The sequence below is a fragment of the Vannielia litorea genome (assembly GCF_018424695.1).
In the GTDB taxonomy this organism is placed as follows: Bacteria; Pseudomonadota; Alphaproteobacteria; order Rhodobacterales; family Rhodobacteraceae; genus Vannielia; species Vannielia litorea_A.
Window position 1 is genome coordinate 1 of record NZ_QTNQ01000015.1, and the last position, 17,794, is coordinate 17,794.

Below are 17,794 nucleotides of genomic sequence, written 5' to 3' on the forward strand. Positions count from 1 at the left end.
GGGCGGCACGCAAACGCGCAAAACGGCCCCGGCGAGGATGTCCGTGAAGACGGGCCGGGGCCGTTCACCCAGGGGGAGGTCCGGGCGCTGCTCGGCGGGGGTTCCGCCTTGCCCCTGCGCCCCATGGGATGACGGCGCAGGGGATCTCAGGGGTGTTACTGCGAGAGGCTCTGGGCCAGCCGCATCAGGTTGACGGCCTCGGCGCGGTAGCCGAACTCGTCAGCGCCCTTCGCGCCGTTGGCCAGTTCGATGGCGTCGGCATAGCTCCAGTCGCCAAGGTAAGCGGAGCCCTGGAGCAGTTGGGCAAAACCGGCGATGGCGGCGGCGAAGCGGGTTTCTTCACTGGCCTCGCCCATGCCTTCGGTGATCGGGAACTCGAGCAGCTCACTCTCGCTCTCGCCCGGCTCTTTCCAGCGCATCCGAAGGAAGGCCAGCTCGGGGTTGTCCTGCTCGGCCTGGGCCGGGGCGACGGAGGCATCGGCGGAGCCGTAGCGCAGCGGGTCGTTCAGCACGGCGGGGCTGCCGACCGGCGTCACCTCGTAGATCGCCGTCACCGAATGGCCTGCGCCGATCTCGCCCGCGTCGACCTTATCGTTGTTGAAATCCTCACGCTTCAGCGCGCGGGTTTCATAGCCGATCAGGCGATATTCGGCGACCTGCGCCGGGTTGAACTCCACCTGGATCTTCACGTCCGACGCAATCGGAAAGAGCGCGCCGGTGAGCTGATCGACCAGCACCTTGCGGGCCTCGTTCAGCGTGTCGATATAGGCGGCCTGGCCGTTGCCGTTTTGCGCCAGCGACTGCATCAGCGCGTCGTTCAGATTGCCCCGCCCGAAGCCCAGCACCGAGAGGTAGGTGCCGCTCTCGCGCTTGGCCTCGATGAACTCTTTCATCTGGTCGGGCGAGGAAAGACCAACGTTGAAATCGCCGTCCGTCGCCAGCAGCACGCGGGAGATTTCGCCCTCCCCGGTCATCTCCTCGGCCACGGCATAGGCCTGCTGGAGGCCCGCCGCGCCTGCGGTGGAGCCGCCTGCGCCGATGTTGTCGAGCGCGTTCAGGATCTTGGCGCGTTCGCCTGCGGGGGTGGGCTCCAGCACCAGGCCGGACGAACCCGCATAGGCAACAATGGCCACCTGGTCCTCGGGGCGCAGCTCGGGGAGCATCAGGCGCAGGCTTTGTTTCAGCAGCGGCAGCTTGTTGGCCTGGTTCATCGAGCCTGAGCTGTCGATGAGGAAGACGAGGTTGAGCGGCGGGCGATCTTCGACCACGGGCATCTCGCCTTGGATCGCCACCGTCACAAGCTGGGTGTCAGGGTTCCACGGGGTTTCGGACACCACCACGGTGGGCTTGAACGGCGCCGGGTCATCCGCCTCGGGGGCGGCGTAGGCATAGGGGAAGTAGTTGACCATCTCCTCCACCCGCACGGCGTCACGCGGGGGCATCCGGCCCGTGTTCAGCGAGGAGCGGACGACGGAATAGCTCGCGGTATCCACGTCGATCGAGAAGGTCGAGACGGGCTCTTCGGAGGCCACTTTCACCGGGTTCTGCTCGGCCTCGGGGAAAGCCTCGGTGTCGGGCTCGGGCTGGGCGACATAGCCATCGGACGCAGGCGGCGCGACAGGCATGTATTGGGTACCCCCCGCGATGCGGCCGAGGGCACCGGTGGCCTCCTTGCGGGCGCGGGCGGGGGCAATGCCGGAGGCCGACTCGGGCGCGGCATCGGCCATGGCGTCAGCCTCCATCGGGGCTTCCGCTGCCGGCTCGGCCTCGGCCACCTCTTCCTGCGCCACCTTCGGCGCGGCCTCGGTCTGTGCCACCTTCGGCGCGGCCTCGGTCTGTGCCACTTCGGGCGCGGGGACCGTTGCGGCGGCTTCATCATCGGCGCGGGTTTCACCGGCGTCGGCCAGTTGCTCGCGCTCCGCCGCCTCGGTGCCATCCCGATCCGCCCCGCCGGGCGTTTCGTTGACAGTGATGACCCCGGGGGTGCCCGGCTCGCGCATCTGCGGGATGATGACGACGGCAGCAAGGCCAGCGGCGACGATCCCGGTGGTGGCGGCGAGGCCCGCCTTTGTGCTCAGCTTCGAAAACATATCTCTCACTCCTTGCATCAGCCCCGCCTTTCGGGGGCCTTCAGGGGTGAGACGTGCGCCCTTTTCCAATCCTTGGCGGGTGGCTGCATTTTCTTCGCGCTGGTCGTCGAAGGCCTGCATGGCAAGAGCCATGGCCGCCTTCTTCGCCTCCGGGTCGGGGGCGGGCGGGGCGGATTTCATCGCCGCTTTCAGCTTGTCGAACTCGTCGGTCATTCTGCCGCTTCCTCGCTGGCCCGGGCGCGGAGGCGCTTTTTTACCTCCGACATGCGCCAGGCGATTGTGCCCTCGCTCACGCCCAGCACCTCGCCGGCCTGGGATTGTGTCATCTCTTCGCCCAGCACCAGCGCGCAGGTGTCGCGCAGCTCTGGCGGCAGGCTGCGCAGGGTGGCGGTGAGCCAGTCCACCGCCTCTGCGGTTTCGGCCAGTTCGGCCTGGCGGGCCTGCTCCCAGTCGCCCCAGCCCTCTGCGGCCCTGGTCTGCGTGGCCGCCCTGCGCCGACGGTCGTGCGCGGCGTTCACCGCCACCCGGTAGAGCCAGGTGGTGAAGGCGGCGCGGCCCTCGTAGCGGGCCAGCTTGGCGGGCAGGGCAAGGCAGATGTCCTGCGTCAGATCCTCGGCCTCGGGGCGCGTGCCGGTGAGGCGGTAGGCGAAGGCAAACAGCCTGTCGTAGTGCCGGGAAAGCAGGCTGGCAAAGGCCTCCCGGTCGCCGCCGGCGGCGGCGAGGGCGAGGGAGTGGTCTGACACCGTCATGCGCATCACGTTGGTTGGACGGGCCCGGGGCGTCAATCCTTGGGCGCGGCGCCGGAAATTTTTCCTGCCGGTTTCACGGCGGGCCTGCGGCGGCGTCCGGTGGCGAGCGCGATGAGGCCGGCGGCGACGATGATAGCGGACCCGACGAGCGTGGCGCTGTCAGGGCGTTCGCCGAAGACGAGGGCCGCCAGCCCCATCGCCACCACCAGCCGGGTGTAGCGGAACGGGGCCACCACGCCCACGTCGCCGGTGCGCATGGCGTTGGTCAGGGCGAAATAGGCCGCCGAGCCCGCCAGCGCGGCGGCGAGGATGCGCAGGGCGTCGGGGCCCGAGGGCATCACGGGCGCGCCCTCGAAGGCGAGGATCACCAGCCCCGCCGGGATCAGGATGGCGCAGCCGTAGAGGCTGAGCTGCATGTGCGAGAGCGCGGGCGGCGCGGCGCGGGTGGCCAGGTCGCGCCCCGCGAAGCCGACCATGCCCAGCACCGAGAGGATCGCCAGCGTATCGAACCCGTCGAGCCCCGGGCGCAACACCAGCAGCACCCCCGCGAAGCCTACGAAGATGGCCAGCCAGCGCGCCGGGCTCACCGGCTCGCGCAGCACCACCATCGCCCCGAGTGCGACCACCAACGGCGCGGCCTGAAGGATCGCCGAAGCGGTGGAAAGCGGGGTGAGCGCGATGGCAAGCGTGTAAAACACCCGACCCAGCATCTCGAAGCTGCAGCGCGCCGCCATTGGCCGCGAGAAAAGCGCCGGGTGCACCAGCCGCTCGCCGCGTCGCAGGCAGAGCATGGCGAATATCAGCGTGCCGATCACCCCGAAACTCGCCAGCACCTGCCCCACCGGCACCGCCCCCGCTGCCGACTTGATGAAGGTATCCTCCACGGCGAACCCCGCCATGGAGGCTGTCATCCAGAGCGCGCCCTGGGCATTTGGGGAGAGGGACATGGGAAGCCTCGCGGGAAGGGTCAGCGCAACTTGCCCGCGTGCAGAGCGAGGTCAACCCCCTGCCCTGCTTCTCATTGCTCGGTAAATATCCCGGGGGGTCTGGGGGGCTGCCCCCCCAGCGACGCCTCGGCCTGGGGCTCTGCGCCCACAGTCATGGCTCGGTGTGAGGGGCTGGTCCGAGCTGCTGCCAGCCCGGCCCCACCTTCGATTGGGGGATCGACCCCATACGAATGGCGCGCCCGACAGGTCATTTTCCTCTCATCCGGTCGGCAAAGACCAACACCAAACCTGAAAGGAACTGAAAAGATGAAACTCACCAAGATCATGGCCCTCCCCGCCCTTCTCGTCGCCACCGCCCTCTCGGGCTGCATCGAGATCGACCCCGGCCTCGTGGAGGACGGCCCGGGCGGCCCTACTGGCCCGCAGAAGAAACCGCTGAATGCGGCCTACCTGAACAACGGCGACACCGTCACCGTGAATGTCACCAAGGATGGCTCGGGCCGCGGCGGGCTGCTGCAGCTCTGCCTGCAAAACCGCGCCACTTGGGACAAGCGCTTCAGCGTGAACGGCGGCGGCTGGGTGACGGCCAAGCGCAACTCCACCCGCTGCACGCAGGTTCAGGCGGCGCCGGGCCAGCGGGTGAACTTCTCGCGGCACACCATCAGCGGATGGATCGACTCGGGCGGCAAGACCTACGACATGACCGACCGGGGCGGCTCGCGGATCGAGCTGATCTGGCTCCAGTAACACGTTGGGCAAGGCGCGCCGGGGGAGACATCGCCCCGGCCGCCCGAGCCCGGTCCCGAGCCGATCGGGGCGCGTCGGCCCGGCTCCCCTGCCGGGCCGGCGGTTTTCGTGGGGACGGGCGGGCTAATCCGCCCTTCGAGGCGTCTTCGCCCGGAGCTGCTGCGAAGAATGGCCGGAGGCCTTGATGAGCTGCCCCGGTGGGCGGCTCAGTGGCGTTTGGGGTCTGCGGGGTAGACGCCGAGGATCTTCACCTCTTCGGTGAAGTGATCCAGCTCATCCATCGCCAGCTGCACGTTGGCGTCGTCGGGGTGGCCTTCGATGTCGGAATAGAACTGGGTGGCCGTGAAGCTGCCGCCGACCATGTAGCTTTCCAGCTTGGTCATGTTCACCCCGTTGGTCGCAAACCCGCCCATCGCCTTGTAGAGCGCCGCCGGAATATTGCGCACCCGGAAGACGAAGGTTGTCATCATGTCATCCGCGCGCCGCGCGCGCTGGGCCTCGGGGGCCATGATGAGGAAGCGGGTGGTGTTGTGGGCGTGGTCCTCGATGTGGCGGGCGAGGATGTTGAGCCCGTAGATCTCGGCGGCGAGGTCGGAGGCGAGCACGCCCTCGTCCCGCGCACCGGAGGCTTGCAGCTCGGCTGCCGCGCCTGCGCTGTCGGCGGCGGCCTCACCGGCAATCCCGTTGGCGGAGAGGAAGCTGGCGCATTGCGGCAGGAGCACGAGGTGGGCGCGCACCTTCTTCACCTCCTCCAGTGTCACTCCCGGCAGGGCCATCAGCGAGATATGCACCCGCACGAAGGCCTCATCGACGATGTGCAGCCCGCTTTCGGGCAGCAGGCGGTGAATGTCGGCGACCCGGCCATAGGTGGAATTCTCCACCGGCAGCATGGCCTGATCCGCGGCCCCGCTGCGCACGGCCTCGATCACATCTTCGAAGCTGCGGCAGGGGATGGCCTCCATATCCGGGCGCGCCTCGGCGCAGGCCTGGTGCGAATAGGCCCCCAGTTCTCCCTGAAATGCGATCCGGCCCGCCATTGCCGCCTCTCCCCTGACACTTCACACAATTTTTGCGCCCTCGGGCGTTTGGTCGCGCCTGATACGTCTTGCAGCGCGGGGTGGGAAGCGCGTAGAAGGCGCCGAGACCCACACCACGGACAGGATGCGACATGTTCGACACAATGACGATGGTCAAGGCATTTGGCTGGCTTTGCGGCGCGCTGCTGATCTACCTGCTCATCAATTGGGCCGGGGAATCGCTTTATGCGATGGATGCCGGAGGCCATGGCGAAGAGAACGCGATGGGCTATGCCATCGAGGTTGCCGAGAGCGGTGACGGCGGCGAGGCCGAGGAAGACACCGGCCCCTCCTTCGAAGAGGTTTTTGCCAGCGCCGACGCTGCATCGGGCGAGCGCGTGTTTGGCAAGTGCAAGGCCTGCCACAAGCTGGACGGCACCGACGGCACCGGCCCGCATCTGAACGGCGTGGTGAACCGCGCCATCGGCGGCGTCGACGGATTTGCCTATTCCGACGGCATGGCGAGCCACGGCGGCGAGTGGACCCCGGAAGCGCTGAGCGCCTTCCTGGAGAACCCGAAGGGCTTCATCAGCGGCACCAAGATGAGCTTCGCCGGCCTGCGCAAGATCGAGGACCGGGCTGACGTGATTGCCTATCTGCAGGCGCAGCAATAAGCGCCGCACCATAATCATCAGGGGCCGCCGCCGGGCAACCGGGGCGGCCCTTTTCGTTGCAGAAGGCTTGGCTGGAACGGAGCGCTGCCCCCATTGGCAGACCCGACGCCGGCGCGCTGGCCTTTGATGGTGCGAAAAGGATCGCACTTTGACCAAACGGGGCAGCGCGGGCGCAAGGCGTTTTGCGTCGAACGGGGCCGCTCGCGCCCTGCTCACGAGGTTTCAACTTGCAAGCCGGGACCGTGGGCATTTAGCTAAAATTAACGATGTTTTGGTGAGCTGCCCAGCGCGGGCGGCCGCCCTGCCCTGCATGAGAGGAGCCACGACTTGCGCCAGAGACCGTTGCCGCCCCGTTCCGCCACCGCCGCCCCGCTTGCCGCCACTGCCGTCAGGGCTCGCCGGCGAGACCTGCTGGCCTGGGGCGCGGGGCTGGCGCTGGCGCTGGTGCTGGCGGCCCTGCCCGCGCTGGCGCAGGAGACCGTGACGCGCCATGGCATCCCGACCTTTCCGGGCGGCGAGCTGAAATACGGGCCCGACTTCGAGCATCTCGACTACGTGAACCCCGAGGCTCCCAAGGGGGGCGAAATGTCGGAATGGGCGTTTGGCGGCTTCGACAACTGGAACCCCTACACCATCAACGGCCGCGCCGGCGCCCTTTCGAGCGCGCCGCTGGAGAGCCTGCTGACCACGACCGCCGACGAGATCGGCGCGGAATACGGGCTTCTGGCGGAAAGCCTGGAATTCCCCGAGGACCGCTCTTGGGTGATTTTCACCCTGCGCGAGGGCATCGCGTTTTCCGACGGCACCCCGCTGACCACCGAGGACGTGATGTTCACCTACGAGGTGTTCCGCGAGAAGGGCCTGCCGAGTTTCCGCAAGGTGCTGGCCGATACGGTGGAAAGCGCCGAGGTGCTGGATGCGCGGCGCATCCGCTTCGACTTCGAGGAAGAGACCGAGAAGCGCGATGCGATCCAGAAGGTGGGTGGCCTGCCGGTCCTCTCGAAGGCGCAATACGAGAGCGGCAACATGGACCTCGAGGCGCCGCAGAACACCCCCTGGATCGGCTCGGGCCCCTATGTGGTGGACCTCGATCGCTCGGAACTGGGCAAGACCGTGGTTGTCACCCGCAACCCGGATTACTGGGGCGAAGACCTGCCCATCAACATCGGGCGCAACAACTTCGATGCGCTGCGGGTGGAGTACTTCGCCGATTACGCGGTGGCGCTGGAGGGGCTGAAAGGCGGGGCCTACATGTTCCGCAACGAGGCCAGCTCGAAGGATTGGGCGACGGCCTACAACTTTCCGGCCGTCGAAAACGGCTGGGTGGTCAAGCGCGAGCTGGCTCACAACGTGATCTCGAACGGCCAGAGTTTTGTTTTCAACACCCGCCACGAGCAGTTGAAAGACCCGCGCGTGCGGGAGGCGATTGGCCTGATGTTCAACTTCGAATGGTCGAACGAGAAGCTGTTTTACGGGCTTTATGACCGGGTCGACAGCTTCTGGCAGAACACCGATCTTGCGGCCACGGGCCTGCCGAGCGAGGCCGAGCTGGAGCTGCTGGAGCCGCTGCGCGCCGACATCCCCGAAGAGGTCTTCACCGAAGAGCCCTACATGCAACCGCGCTCGGATGCTGGCAGCGCGACCGACCGGCGCAACCTGCGCAAGGCCAACAAGCTGCTGGACGAGGCCGGGTGGGACGAGTTCAACAACCGGGGCCTGCGGGTGAAGGACGGGAAGACGCTGCGGATCGAGTTTTTGAACGACAGCCAGACCTTTGACCGGGTCATCAACCCCTTTGTCGAAAATCTGCGCTCTGCGGGCATCGACGCCCAGCACCAGCGGGTGGACAACGCCAGCGCCACCGAGCGCGAGCGCCCGCCGAACTACGATTTCGACATCGTCACCGCCTTCCTGCCCACCGGCTACATCCCCGGCGACTCGATGAAGCAGTATTTCGGCAGCGAGACCGCCGATACCTCGACCTTCAACAAGATGGGGCTGAAGAACCCGGCGGTGGATGCGCTGATCGAGCATGTGAAGGCGGCGCAGAACGAGGAAGAGCTGCGGATTGCCATTTCGGCGCTGGACCGGGTGCTGCGGTCGCTCAAGTTCCGGATCGGCCAGTGGAACAAGTCGGCCTATACGGTGGCCTATTACGATATCTACGAGCACCCCGATGAGCTGCCGCCCTATGCCCTCGGCAACATGGATTTCTGGTGGTATAACGCCGAGAAGGCCGAGAAGCTGAAAGCGGCCGGCGCGTTCTGAGCGGGGCGCGACAAGAAGAAGAATGCAGGCGAAAAGGCTCTAGATGAGCGCATATATCCTCAGGCGACTGTTGCTCATTATCCCGACGTTGTTCGGGATAATGCTGGTCAACTTCGTGCTCACCCAGTTTGTCCCCGGCGGCCCGATCGAGTCCGTCATCGCCCGGATCGAGCAGGGGGACAACGCAAGCGAGAACGTGACCGGCGGGGCCGACGCGGGCCAGCAGCAGAGCGAAAGCGTCGACGAGCGCTATCAGGGCGCGCGGGGGCTTTCGCCCGAGTTCCTCGCGCAGCTTGAAGTGCAGATGGGCTTTGCCCGCGTGGTCTGCGAAGAGGGCTATACGCCCCGCGATGGCGTGGAGATCACCCACCGCGACCTCGACGCAGAGGCCTGCACCAAGGAAGAAATCGGCATTGCCGAGCGCTTCTTCATCATGATGGGGCAATACATCACCTTCGATTTCGGCGAGAGCTACTTCAAGTCGAAGTCGGTGGTGAGCCTGGTGATCGAGAAGATGCCGGTTTCGATCACGCTGGGGCTCTGGTCCACCCTGATCGCCTATCTCATCTCGATCCCGCTGGGCATCCGCAAGGCGGTGCGCGACGGCTCGCGGTTTGACACCTGGTCATCCGGTATCATCGTCGCGGCCTATGCCATCCCGGGCTTCATCTTCGCCATCCTGCTGCTGGTGCTCTTCGCGGGGGGCTCCTACTGGAAGATCTTCCCGCTGCGCGGCCTCACCTCGCCCAACGCGATCTGGGAGCAGCTTACCCTCTGGGGCAAGATCCTCGACTACCTGTGGCACATCTTCCTGCCGGTCCTGGCCAGCTCCATCGCCGGGTTTGCCTCGCTCACGCTGCTGACGAAGAACAGCTTCCTTGACGAGATCAAGAAGCAATACGTGATCACCGCGCGGGCCAAGGGGCTGAGCGAGAAGAAGGTGCTTTATGGCCATGTCTTCCGCAACGCGATGCTGATTGTGATCGCGGGCTTTCCCGGCGCCTTCCTCGGCGTGTTCTTCGGCTCGTCGCTCGTGATCGAGTGGCTGTTCTCGCTCGACGGGCTGGGGCGGCTTGGCTTCGAGGCGGTGGTGGACAGGGATTACCCCGTGGTCTTCGGCACGCTCTTCGTCTTCGGCCTCATCGGCCTTCTGGTGAACATCCTGAGTGACCTCATGTACGTGTTTGTCGATCCGCGGATCGACTTCGAGCGGAGGGCGGGCTGATGGCATTGATCAAGCTGGGGCCGCTCGGCAAGCGCCGGTGGCGGAACTTCAAGAAGAACCGCCGCGCCTACTGGTCGCTGATCCTGTTCAGCCTGCTTTTCGGGTTGAGCTTGATGGCCGAGTTCATCGCCAACGACAAGCCGATCCTTGTGCAGTATCGCGGCGAATACTTCATGCCGATCAAGTCCTTCTACTCGGAACAGGACTTCGGCGGGGACTTCAGGACAGAGGCGAAATACCGCGACATCGAGGTGCGCTGCCTCATTCGCTCGGGCGGGCTGGACGCCTGTTTCGACGATCCGGAGGCGGTTTACGAGGATGCCGCCGACGGGGTGGTGGATGGCGAGCAGATCGAGAAGGGCTGGGCGCTTTGGCCGCCGATCCCCTATTCGTTCAACACGCCGAACGACGATATTGAAGGCGCCGCCCCCTCGGCCCCTGACCGCAACCACTGGCTTGGCACCGATGACGGCAGCCGCGACGTGCTGGCGCGGGTGATCTACGGCTTCCGGCTTTCGGTGCTGTTCACCCTCATCGTTACAGCCGTCGCCAGCATCATCGGCATCGCCGCAGGCGCGGCCATGGGCTACTTCGGCGGCTGGGTGGACCTGTTCTTCCAGCGGATGCTGGAGATCTGGGGCGGGATACCGGGGCTTTACGTGATCATCATCATGTTCGCCATTTTCGGGCGAAGTTTCTGGTTGCTGGTGTTCCTGACCGTGCTCTTCGGCTGGCCCGCCCTCACCGGGGTGGTGCGCGCCGAGTTTCTTCGGGCCCGCAACTTCGAATATGTGCGCGCGGCCAAGGCGTTGGGGGTGAGCGACGGCAAGATCATGTTCCGCCATATCCTGCCCAACGCGATGGTGGCCACGCTGACGCTGATGCCCTTCATCATCACCGGCACCATCGGCGGCCTCGCCACGCTGGATTTTCTGGGCTACGGCCTGCCCTCTTCGGCGCCGTCGCTGGGGGAGCTGACATTGCAGGCCAAGCAGAACCTACAGGCGCCGTGGCTCGCCTTCACCGCCTTCTTCACCTTCGCCATCATGCTTTCACTTCTGGTCTTCGTCTTCGAGGGCGTGCGCGATGCCTTCGACCCGCGGAAGGTGTTCTCGTGAGCGCGGTGCTTGAGGTCAACGGGCTGAAGGTGTCGTTCAACCAGGATGGTGAGACGACCCATGCGGTGAAGGGCGTTTCCTTCACCGTGGGCCGGGGCGAGACGGTGGCGCTGGTGGGGGAGAGCGGCTCGGGCAAATCCGTGACCGCACTTTCCACCGTGAGCCTCCTTGGCGAGAGCGCGCGGGTGGAAGGCTCGGTGCGCTACCAGGGCGCCGAGATGGTGGGCGCGGACGAGCAGAAGCTGATGGAGGTGCGCGGCAACGACATTTCCTTCATCTTCCAGGAGCCCATGACCTCGCTCAACCCGCTGCACACGCTGGAAAAGCAGCTAGCGGAAAGCCTTGAGCTGCACCAGGGGATCAAGCGCAGCGAGGCGCGCGGGCGGATCATCGAGCTGCTGGAGGATGTGGGCATCCGCGATCCGGAGACGCGGCTTGGGGCCCATCCGCACCAGCTTTCGGGCGGGCAGCGGCAACGGGTGATGATTGCCATGGCGCTGGCCAACAATCCCGACCTGCTGATCGCAGACGAGCCGACGACGGCGCTCGACGTGACCATTCAGGCGCAGATCCTCGACCTGCTGGCGGAGCTGAAAGAGAAGCGCAAGATGAGCCTGCTCTTCATCACCCATGACCTCGGGATCGTGCGCGCCATTGCCGACCGGGTCTGCGTGATGAAGGACGGCGAGATCGTCGAGACCGGGCCGACGGCGGAAATTTTCGGCGCGCCGAAGCATGAGTACACCCGCAAGCTGCTGGGCGCCGCGCCGCGGGGCACCCCGCCGGAGGTGCCCGCCGATGCCGAGGAGATCGTGCGCACCGAGGATTTGCGTATCTGGTTTCCGATCCAGCGCGGGCTGCTGAAGCGCACCGTGGGCCATGTGAAGGCGGTGAACGCCGCAAGCCTCTCTGTGCGCGCGGGCGAGACCATGGGGATCGTTGGCGAGAGTGGCTCGGGCAAGACGACGCTGGCGCTGGCGATCATGCGGCTGATCAACTCCGAGGGGCCGATCTGGTATCGGGGCGAGGACATTCAGGGCTGGAAGACGAAGGCCATGCGCGAGCTGCGTCGGCATATGCAGATCGTGTTCCAGGACCCGTTCGGCAGCCTCAGCCCGCGCCTCACGGTGGCGCAGATCGTGGCCGAGGGGCTCGGCGTGCACGGGGTGGAAAAGGGCCAGGACCCGCGCGCGCTGGTGGCGCAGATGCTCACCGAGGTGGGCCTCGACCCGGCGGTGATGGACCGTTACCCGCATGAGTTTTCAGGCGGCCAGCGCCAGAGGATCGCCATTGCGCGCGCCATGATCCTGCGGCCAAGGCTGATGGTGCTCGACGAGCCCACCAGCGCGCTCGACATGACGGTGCAGGTGCAGATCGTGGACCTGCTGCGCGATCTGCAAAAGAAATACGGGCTGGCCTACCTCTTCATCAGTCACGACCTGCGGGTGGTGCGCGCCCTCAGCCACAAGGTGATGGTGATGAAGCAGGGCGACGTTGTGGAGGCGGGTCCGGCGGAAGAGGTGTTTGACGCGCCGAAGACGGATTACACCCGGACACTGATGAACGCCGCCTTCGACCTGCCGGGCACGGTCGAGGCGTGACCGCAGCCGCAGTGCGGCTGGTGGTGATGCCCGGGCTGGATGGCACCGGGCTGCTGCTGAAGGACTTCGCCGAGGCGATGGGCAAGCGTTGCCCGGTCGAGGTGCTGCGCTACCCGCCGGAGATGACCGGCTATGACGCGCTGGCCCCATGGGTGCTGGCGCGGCTGCCCGAGGGGCCGCATGTGCTGCTGGCCGAAAGCTTTTCCGGCCCGCTGGCGGTTGAGGTGGCCAAGGCCCGGCCCGGGGGGCTGAAGGGCGTGATCTTCCTTGCCAGTTTCATCCGCGCGCCGATGCCGGTGCCCGGCGTGGCCGCCGACGTGCTGAAGACCATGCCGCTGAATGCGCCGGTGATGCAGGCGCTGTTGCGGCCCTTCACCACTGGCATCGGGGTGGGCGCGGCGGTGACGGAGGCGTTTCGGGCCGCGCTGGAAGAGGTGCCGCCCGCCACCATCGCCGGGCGGCTGCGGCAGGTGCTCGACACCGATCTGCGCGATGATCTCGCCGCCCTGCATGTGCCCCATGCCTGCATTTCCGCCCGCAACGACAGGCTGGTGCCGCCGGGCCGCGCGAACGAGCTGTGCCGTGGCGCCTGCCACGTGGCGCGGCTGGAGGGCCCGCATTTTCTGGCGCAGGTGCACCCGGAAGAGGTGGCGCAGGCCGTGGTGGCCTGTCTGGAGGCGATGCAGGCGTGGTGAGCCAGACGGGGCCCCGGGATACGGCGAGGCCGCACTGGCAGGACGGGCCCCGCGCTAGGAGAAGGTTGCGTTGAAGGCGAGAGTGACGCGCTCGTCTTTCGTGTCGTTGGGGTAGACCCAATGAGTGAGGTAGGACGGGAAGAGGACGATCTGCCCGGCCTCGGGGCGGATCTTCTTTTTCAGCCGGAAGGGCGGGGCCTTGAGGATGCGCCAGTTGGGCAGGTCCGAGCGGGGATCGAGAAACTCGATCATCCCGGAGTTGCCCGCCTCGACCTCGGGCTGAGACACGTAATACACCCCCGACCAATGGGCGCCGGGGTGGGTGTGGGGCGCGTTGAAGCCGCCGGGCGGGTTCACGTTCATCCAGCCGAAGAGCTTGAATTTCAGTGCCGCGACATCGGCCTTGGCCCCGATCGTGCGGCTCGCCTCCAGCACGGACTCGCGGGCGAGGTCCGCGACTTCGGCAAAGCAGGGCGCCTCCTGGTCGAAGATGTTGCCGGAGGAGTGCCAGCCGCCACGGTTGGACTTGTTGGCCCCCGCATCGGCTTTGCGCAGGGCCTCGGCCTCGGTGAGCAGCGCCGCATTCAGCAGGGCGGCGTCGGGCACGTTGAAGCGCAGGAGCGGGGTGGAAAACAACTTTTCGCTGCGACTGGGCTTGAGCATTGGCGGGGCCTTTCGAGGGTTGGCCTTGGCGCGGGGCCGGTGAAGTTGCGCCCGCCGGGGTGACCGGGCGGGCGCGACGGGGCCTCAGGGGAAGGCCCCGTATGTGATAGACGAGCGATCAGTCTTCGTCATCTTCTCCGTCGTCGTCGCCCTCGTCGGAATCGTCGTCTTCAGAGTCGTCGTCTTCGTCGCTGTCATCATCCTCGTCGTCGTCTTCCTCGTCGTCGTCATCGGATTCGTCGCTGTCATCCTCGTCGTCGTCGGACTCGTCGCTTTCGTCATCACCGTCGCGCTCGTCGTCGTCATCCTCGTCGTCATCGTCCTCGTCGTCGGACTCGTCATCGTCGCTGGCGCGGCGGGCCTCGTCACGGCTCACGGCCCCGTCGCCGTTGGAATCGGAGTGCTCGATGACGCGGGCGGCACCCTCGTCGCCAAAGGCGACGGCCAGCTCTGCCTCGGAGAGCACGCCGTCGCCATTGGTGTCGATGTCACTGAAGCTCTTGCCGGAGGCGGCGGCGGGCAGCGCGAAGGCGGCGGTGAGGGACGTGGTGAGCAGAAGGCGGATGAGTGATTTCTGGGGGGTCATGGTCAGGGCTCCTAGTGCCGGGTTTCGATGACCGGACCCTGCCCCTGCCTGCACCGCAGCCACAATAAACCGGGGGCCAAGGTGGATAAACCTGAGGCCTAAGAGGCGCCAGAAGACCTTACTTTCAGGGGTTTGGCCGCGCGGCTCCCGCTGCGCGGTGCGCGATGTCAGATGGCCGAGCTGTGCCCGGCGCGGGAGAGATCGTAGGCGTCGATCGCGCGGGCGATGACCCGGGTGAGCGGGCGCGCGGCGGGCGGAATTGCGAGGCCGGTCGGGGTGAGGCTCACCACGCCGTCGAACCGGGCGGCGAGGCCGGAGAGCACGGAGCGCACCCAGTCGGGGCGGGCGCCGGTGGCCACGATCTGATCGACGTCGCAGCGGAATTCGCACATCAGCTGCTCGATCATCCGCCCGCGCCAGAGATCTTCCTTCGAGAAGCTGTGGCCGCGCGCGGTGGCGAAGCGGCCCTCGCGCACGTCGCGGATATAGGCGGAGGTTGCAGAGGCGTTTTGCGCGTAGCCCTGCGGGAAGCGCGAGATCGAGGAGGCGCCGAGGCCGACGAGCGCGGTGGCGGTATCGTCGGTGTAGCCCTGGAAATTGCGTCGAAGGCGGCCCTCGGCCAGCGCACGGGCGAGGCCATCGCCGGGGCGGGCGAAATGATCGATCCCGATTTCGTCGTAGCCGTCCCAGCGGAACAGGCGGCGGGCAGTTTCGAACAGGGCGAGGCGTTGCTCGGGGGTGGGCAGCGCATCGGTCGGCAGGAGCGACTGGCGCTTGGCCATCCAGGGCACGTGGGCATATCCGTAAAGCGCCACCCGGTCGGGCGAGAGCGACATGAGTTTTTGCACCGAGGAGGCCATGCGCGCGTCGGTCTGATGCGGCAAGCCGAAGAGGATATCGGCGTTCAGGCTTTCAATGCCGCGCGCGCGGATCATCTCGACGGCCCAGGCTGTCAGCTCGTAGCTCTGGTCGCGGCCGATCACCTTCTGGATCTCGGGGTCGAAATCCTGCACGCCGATGGAGGCGCGGGTCATGCCGGCCGCCGCGAGCGCATCGAGCCGGGCCTCGTCAATCTCGTTCGGGTCGATCTCGACGGAGAACTCGGCGCCGGGGGCCATGGGCACCACGGCCTCGACCGCCGCCGCCAGCTCTTCCATCATCGGGGCTTCCATCAGCGTGGGCGTGCCGCCGCCCCAGTGCATCCGCGACAGGCGGACACCGGGGGCGAGATTTTGGGCCAGCAGCGCGATTTCGGCTTTCAGCACGTCGAGGTAGGCGCGCACCGGCTCGCCCGAGGAGGTGCCCTGGGTGCGGCAGGCGCAGAACCAGCAGAGCCTACGGCAGAAGGGCACGTGGATGTAGAGCGAGATCTTTCCGTTTTCGGGGATCGCGCGCAGCCATTGGGCAAAACGCCCCACATCGACGCCGCCCGCGAAGTGCGGTGCGGTGGGGTAGCTGGTGTAGCGGGGCACACGTGCGTCAAAGAGGCCGTGGCGGGCAAGTTGTGCAGTGGTTTCCATTGGCCTAGATTACGCGGCATGGGCACGGGGGTGCCTTGACCCAGATCAACAGGTAAAAGATGGCCGTCCTCGACATCCAGTTCACGTCACATGACTGCGGCTCCTGCCCGATCCGCCACCGCGCGGTCTGCGCGCGTTGCGACGACGATGAGCTCTCGCGGCTGGAAGAGATCAAGTATTACCGCAGCTTCGAGCCCGGGCAGACGGTGATCTGGTCGGGCGACCAGATGGATTTTCTCGGCTCGATCGTCAGCGGCGTGGCCACGCTGAGCCAGACGATGGAAGACGGGCGGACGCAGATGGTGGGCCTGCTGCTGCCGAGCGATTTTGTCGGGCGTCCGGGGCGGGGCGCGGCGGCCTATGACGTGACGGCGGTGACCGATCTCACGATGTGCTGCTTCCGGCGCAAGCCTTTCGAGCAGATGATGGAGACCACGCCGCACATTGCCCAGCGCCTGTTGCAGATGACGCTGGACGAGCTGGATGCGGCGCGGGAGTGGATGCTGATTCTGGGCCGCAAGACGGCGCGGGAGAAGATTGCCAGCCTTCTGGCCATCCTGGGCCGACGCGATGCTTCGCTGGGCCTTGGGGGGCCGGTGGGCGACGAGATTGCGTTTGACCTGCCGCTGACCCGGGAGGCGATGGCCGATTACCTCGGGCTGACGCTGGAAACGGTGAGCCGCCAGGTTTCGGCGCTGAAGAAGGACGGGATCATCGCGCTGGAGGGCAAGCGCCGGGTGCGTGTGCCGAGCTACGATGCCCTGCTGGCAGAGACCGGCGACGACTCGGATGGTGGCGCCCTGATCTAGGCCGGGCGGCGGGCTTCTTCGCGATGTCATCCTCGGGCCTGCCCCGAGGATCTCCTGGCCGACTGGCAGACCCGGTGGAAAGAGATGCCCGGCTCAAGGCCGAGGATGACGGTTTTGCTCCGGTGCGGCGGTGCGTTCGATTTCAGCGCGCCATGAACACCGGCACCGGGGGCTGCTCCAGCACATCACGGGTTGCCCCGCCGAGGATGGCTTCGCGGAAGCGGGAGTGGCCGTAGGCGCCCATCACCAGCATGTCGGCGCCGAAATCGGCGGCGTGGCGGGCCAGCACATCGGACACTTTGGGCATGGTGCGCGACAGCACCGAGATTTCGCAACGCAACCCGTGGCGGGTGAGCATCTGGCTCAGCGCACCGCCGGGATCTGAGCGTTCGGGGCCGTGGCGGGGCGGATCGATGATGGCGATGTTCACCAGCTCGGACCCGGCCAGAAGGGGCAGCGCCCTGCGGATGGCCGCCAGCGCCTCGGGGCTCTGGTTCCACGCCAGGACGGCGCGGCGCGGGCGGACGGGCGCAGCCGCCCCCTCGGGCATGACCATCACCGGTGCATGGCTGTCGAACAGCGCCGCCTCCAGCGTGACCTCGTATTCCGTTCCCCGCCCCGCACCATAGGGGGCGGGCATGACGACCAGATCGGCGAAGCGGGCGCGGGATGTGACCAGCCCGGCGAGGCTGGCCATCTGGCCCACCGCCGTTTCGACCGACCAGCGCAGGGTGGAGGCCTTCAGGTGCTCGCGCACGCTGGCCTCGATCGCCTGCGCCGTCTCGCGGGCCTCGTTGTAGGTTTCCTGCTGCACCACCGCCGTGGCACCGGCGTAGTAGTAACCGATCTGCGTGCGATCACAGCCGATGCCGATGACTTCGAGGTGCGCATCAAAGGTGTCGGCCAGAGCCTCGGCGTGATTCAGGGCCAGCGCATGGGCACTGCCCGCCGTGAGCGGCTCGAGCAGGGGGGCGAGTATCGTCTTGGGCTCCATCATGGTCATTCCTCGCTGCATTAGGGGCAGGCCGGGCTGCCGTTTCGCCGCTCAGGATGATGTATTCCGGTTCATAAGAAATTGACCTGAAT

16 protein-coding genes are annotated in these 17,794 nt (G+C 66.7%); 8 read left to right on the forward strand and 8 right to left on the reverse strand.

Going from position 1 to position 17,794, the window contains the following annotated elements; translation table 11 throughout:
* Window positions 1-155: 155 nt before the first annotated feature.
* From DYI42_RS07530 to DYI42_RS07540, 3 genes are read right to left on the reverse strand one after another with little or no spacing between them, the layout of a single operon-like run.
* Window positions 156-2,303 (reverse strand): vWA domain-containing protein, encoded by a 2,148-nt coding sequence (locus tag DYI42_RS07530; protein WP_213545320.1) that lies wholly within the window; start codon window positions 2,301-2,303, stop codon window positions 156-158.
* Window positions 2,300-2,839 carry an RNA polymerase sigma factor gene (locus tag DYI42_RS07535; protein WP_213545321.1) on the reverse strand — a complete coding sequence of 180 codons (540 nt, stop codon included), beginning with the start codon at window positions 2,837-2,839 and terminating at the stop codon, window positions 2,300-2,302. The genes DYI42_RS07530 and DYI42_RS07535 overlap by 4 nt, the downstream gene beginning before the upstream one ends.
* 32 nt (window positions 2,840-2,871) lie before the next feature.
* A complete protein-coding gene (locus tag DYI42_RS07540) occupies window positions 2,872-3,786 on the reverse strand; it encodes a DMT family transporter (protein ID WP_213545322.1) in 915 nt (304 codons plus the stop codon).
* Between the two features lie 306 nt (window positions 3,787-4,092).
* On the opposite strand from DYI42_RS07540, the gene DYI42_RS07545 reads away from it, so the two are divergent.
* Window positions 4,093-4,533 carry a hypothetical protein gene (locus DYI42_RS07545; RefSeq protein ID WP_213545323.1) on the forward strand — a complete coding sequence of 147 codons (441 nt, stop codon included), beginning with the start codon at window positions 4,093-4,095 and terminating at the stop codon, window positions 4,531-4,533.
* A gap of 206 nt (window positions 4,534-4,739) precedes the next feature.
* On the opposite strand, the gene DYI42_RS07550 is transcribed toward DYI42_RS07545, so the two are convergent.
* Window positions 4,740-5,570, reverse strand: coding sequence for a prephenate dehydratase (locus DYI42_RS07550; protein ID WP_213545324.1), 831 nt, complete (start codon window positions 5,568-5,570; stop codon window positions 4,740-4,742).
* 131 nt (window positions 5,571-5,701) lie between these two features.
* Here DYI42_RS07550 and DYI42_RS07555 point away from each other — a divergent pair, with 131 nt between their 5' ends.
* From DYI42_RS07555 to DYI42_RS07580, 6 genes are all read left to right on the forward strand, one after another.
* On the forward strand, window positions 5,702-6,223 hold the full coding sequence (locus DYI42_RS07555) for a c-type cytochrome (RefSeq protein WP_213545325.1): 522 nt from the start codon (window positions 5,702-5,704) through the stop codon (window positions 6,221-6,223).
* A 327-nt stretch (window positions 6,224-6,550) separates the two neighbouring features.
* Entirely contained in the window at window positions 6,551-8,491 is a 1,941-nt protein-coding gene (locus DYI42_RS07560; protein WP_440870633.1) for an extracellular solute-binding protein, read from the forward strand.
* A 43-nt stretch (window positions 8,492-8,534) separates the two neighbouring features.
* Window positions 8,535-9,716 carry a microcin C ABC transporter permease YejB gene (locus tag DYI42_RS07565; RefSeq protein ID WP_213545326.1) on the forward strand — a complete coding sequence of 394 codons (1,182 nt, stop codon included), beginning with the start codon at window positions 8,535-8,537 and terminating at the stop codon, window positions 9,714-9,716.
* 8 nt (window positions 9,717-9,724) lie between these two features.
* Window positions 9,725-10,834 carry an ABC transporter permease gene (locus DYI42_RS07570; protein WP_213545377.1) on the forward strand — a complete coding sequence of 370 codons (1,110 nt, stop codon included), beginning with the start codon at window positions 9,725-9,727 and terminating at the stop codon, window positions 10,832-10,834.
* Window positions 10,831-12,435 carry an ABC transporter ATP-binding protein gene (locus tag DYI42_RS07575; RefSeq protein ID WP_213545327.1) on the forward strand — a complete coding sequence of 535 codons (1,605 nt, stop codon included), beginning with the start codon at window positions 10,831-10,833 and terminating at the stop codon, window positions 12,433-12,435. Before DYI42_RS07570 ends, DYI42_RS07575 begins: the two co-directional genes overlap by 4 nt.
* Window positions 12,432-13,130, forward strand: coding sequence for an alpha/beta fold hydrolase (locus DYI42_RS07580; protein WP_213545328.1), 699 nt, complete (start codon window positions 12,432-12,434; stop codon window positions 13,128-13,130). Before DYI42_RS07575 ends, DYI42_RS07580 begins: the two co-directional genes overlap by 4 nt.
* Window positions 13,131-13,184: 54 nt before the next feature.
* On the opposite strand, the gene DYI42_RS07585 is transcribed toward DYI42_RS07580, so the two are convergent.
* The 3 genes from DYI42_RS07585 to hemN all read right to left on the reverse strand — a co-directional run bounded on the left by DYI42_RS07585 (window position 13,185) and on the right by hemN (window position 15,899).
* Entirely contained in the window at window positions 13,185-13,793 is a 609-nt protein-coding gene (locus DYI42_RS07585) for a TIGR02466 family protein (protein WP_213545329.1), read from the reverse strand.
* A gap of 118 nt (window positions 13,794-13,911) precedes the next feature.
* Window positions 13,912-14,379, reverse strand: a complete 468-nt coding sequence (locus tag DYI42_RS07590; protein ID WP_213545330.1) for an EF-hand domain-containing protein — start codon at window positions 14,377-14,379, stop codon at window positions 13,912-13,914.
* A 167-nt stretch (window positions 14,380-14,546) separates the two neighbouring features.
* On the reverse strand, window positions 14,547-15,899 hold the full coding sequence (gene hemN, locus DYI42_RS07595; RefSeq protein WP_213545331.1) for an oxygen-independent coproporphyrinogen III oxidase: 1,353 nt from the start codon (window positions 15,897-15,899) through the stop codon (window positions 14,547-14,549).
* 59 nt (window positions 15,900-15,958) lie between these two features.
* Between hemN and fnrL the strand changes: the two genes are divergently transcribed.
* Window positions 15,959-16,708, forward strand: coding sequence for a transcriptional regulator FnrL (gene fnrL, locus DYI42_RS07600; protein WP_213545332.1), 750 nt, complete (start codon window positions 15,959-15,961; stop codon window positions 16,706-16,708).
* Between the two features lie 142 nt (window positions 16,709-16,850).
* On the opposite strand, the gene DYI42_RS07605 is transcribed toward fnrL, so the two are convergent.
* Window positions 16,851-17,705, reverse strand: coding sequence for a universal stress protein (locus DYI42_RS07605; RefSeq protein ID WP_213545333.1), 855 nt, complete (start codon window positions 17,703-17,705; stop codon window positions 16,851-16,853).
* Window positions 17,706-17,794: the final 89 nt, after the last annotated feature.

Coding starts and splice junctions, on each gene's coding strand:
- DYI42_RS07545 (WP_213545323.1), top strand. CDS start 4,093: ATGAAACTCACCAAGATCATGGCCCTCCCCGCCCTTCTCGTCGCCACC.
- DYI42_RS07590 (WP_213545330.1), bottom strand. CDS start 14,379: ATGACCCCCCAGAAATCACTCATCCGCCTTCTGCTCACCACGTCCCTC.
- DYI42_RS07565 (WP_213545326.1), top strand. CDS start 8,535: ATGAGCGCATATATCCTCAGGCGACTGTTGCTCATTATCCCGACGTTG.
- DYI42_RS07540 (WP_213545322.1), bottom strand. CDS start 3,786: ATGTCCCTCTCCCCAAATGCCCAGGGCGCGCTCTGGATGACAGCCTCC.
- DYI42_RS07530 (WP_213545320.1), bottom strand. CDS start 2,303: ATGACCGACGAGTTCGACAAGCTGAAAGCGGCGATGAAATCCGCCCCG.
- fnrL (WP_213545332.1), top strand. CDS start 15,959: ATGGCCGTCCTCGACATCCAGTTCACGTCACATGACTGCGGCTCCTGC.
- DYI42_RS07535 (WP_213545321.1), bottom strand. CDS start 2,839: ATGACGGTGTCAGACCACTCCCTCGCCCTCGCCGCCGCCGGCGGCGAC.
- DYI42_RS07555 (WP_213545325.1), top strand. CDS start 5,702: ATGTTCGACACAATGACGATGGTCAAGGCATTTGGCTGGCTTTGCGGC.
- DYI42_RS07550 (WP_213545324.1), bottom strand. CDS start 5,570: ATGGCGGGCCGGATCGCATTTCAGGGAGAACTGGGGGCCTATTCGCAC.
- DYI42_RS07605 (WP_213545333.1), bottom strand. CDS start 17,705: ATGATGGAGCCCAAGACGATACTCGCCCCCCTGCTCGAGCCGCTCACG.
- hemN (WP_213545331.1), bottom strand. CDS start 15,899: ATGGAAACCACTGCACAACTTGCCCGCCACGGCCTCTTTGACGCACGT.
- DYI42_RS07585 (WP_213545329.1), bottom strand. CDS start 13,793: ATGCTCAAGCCCAGTCGCAGCGAAAAGTTGTTTTCCACCCCGCTCCTG.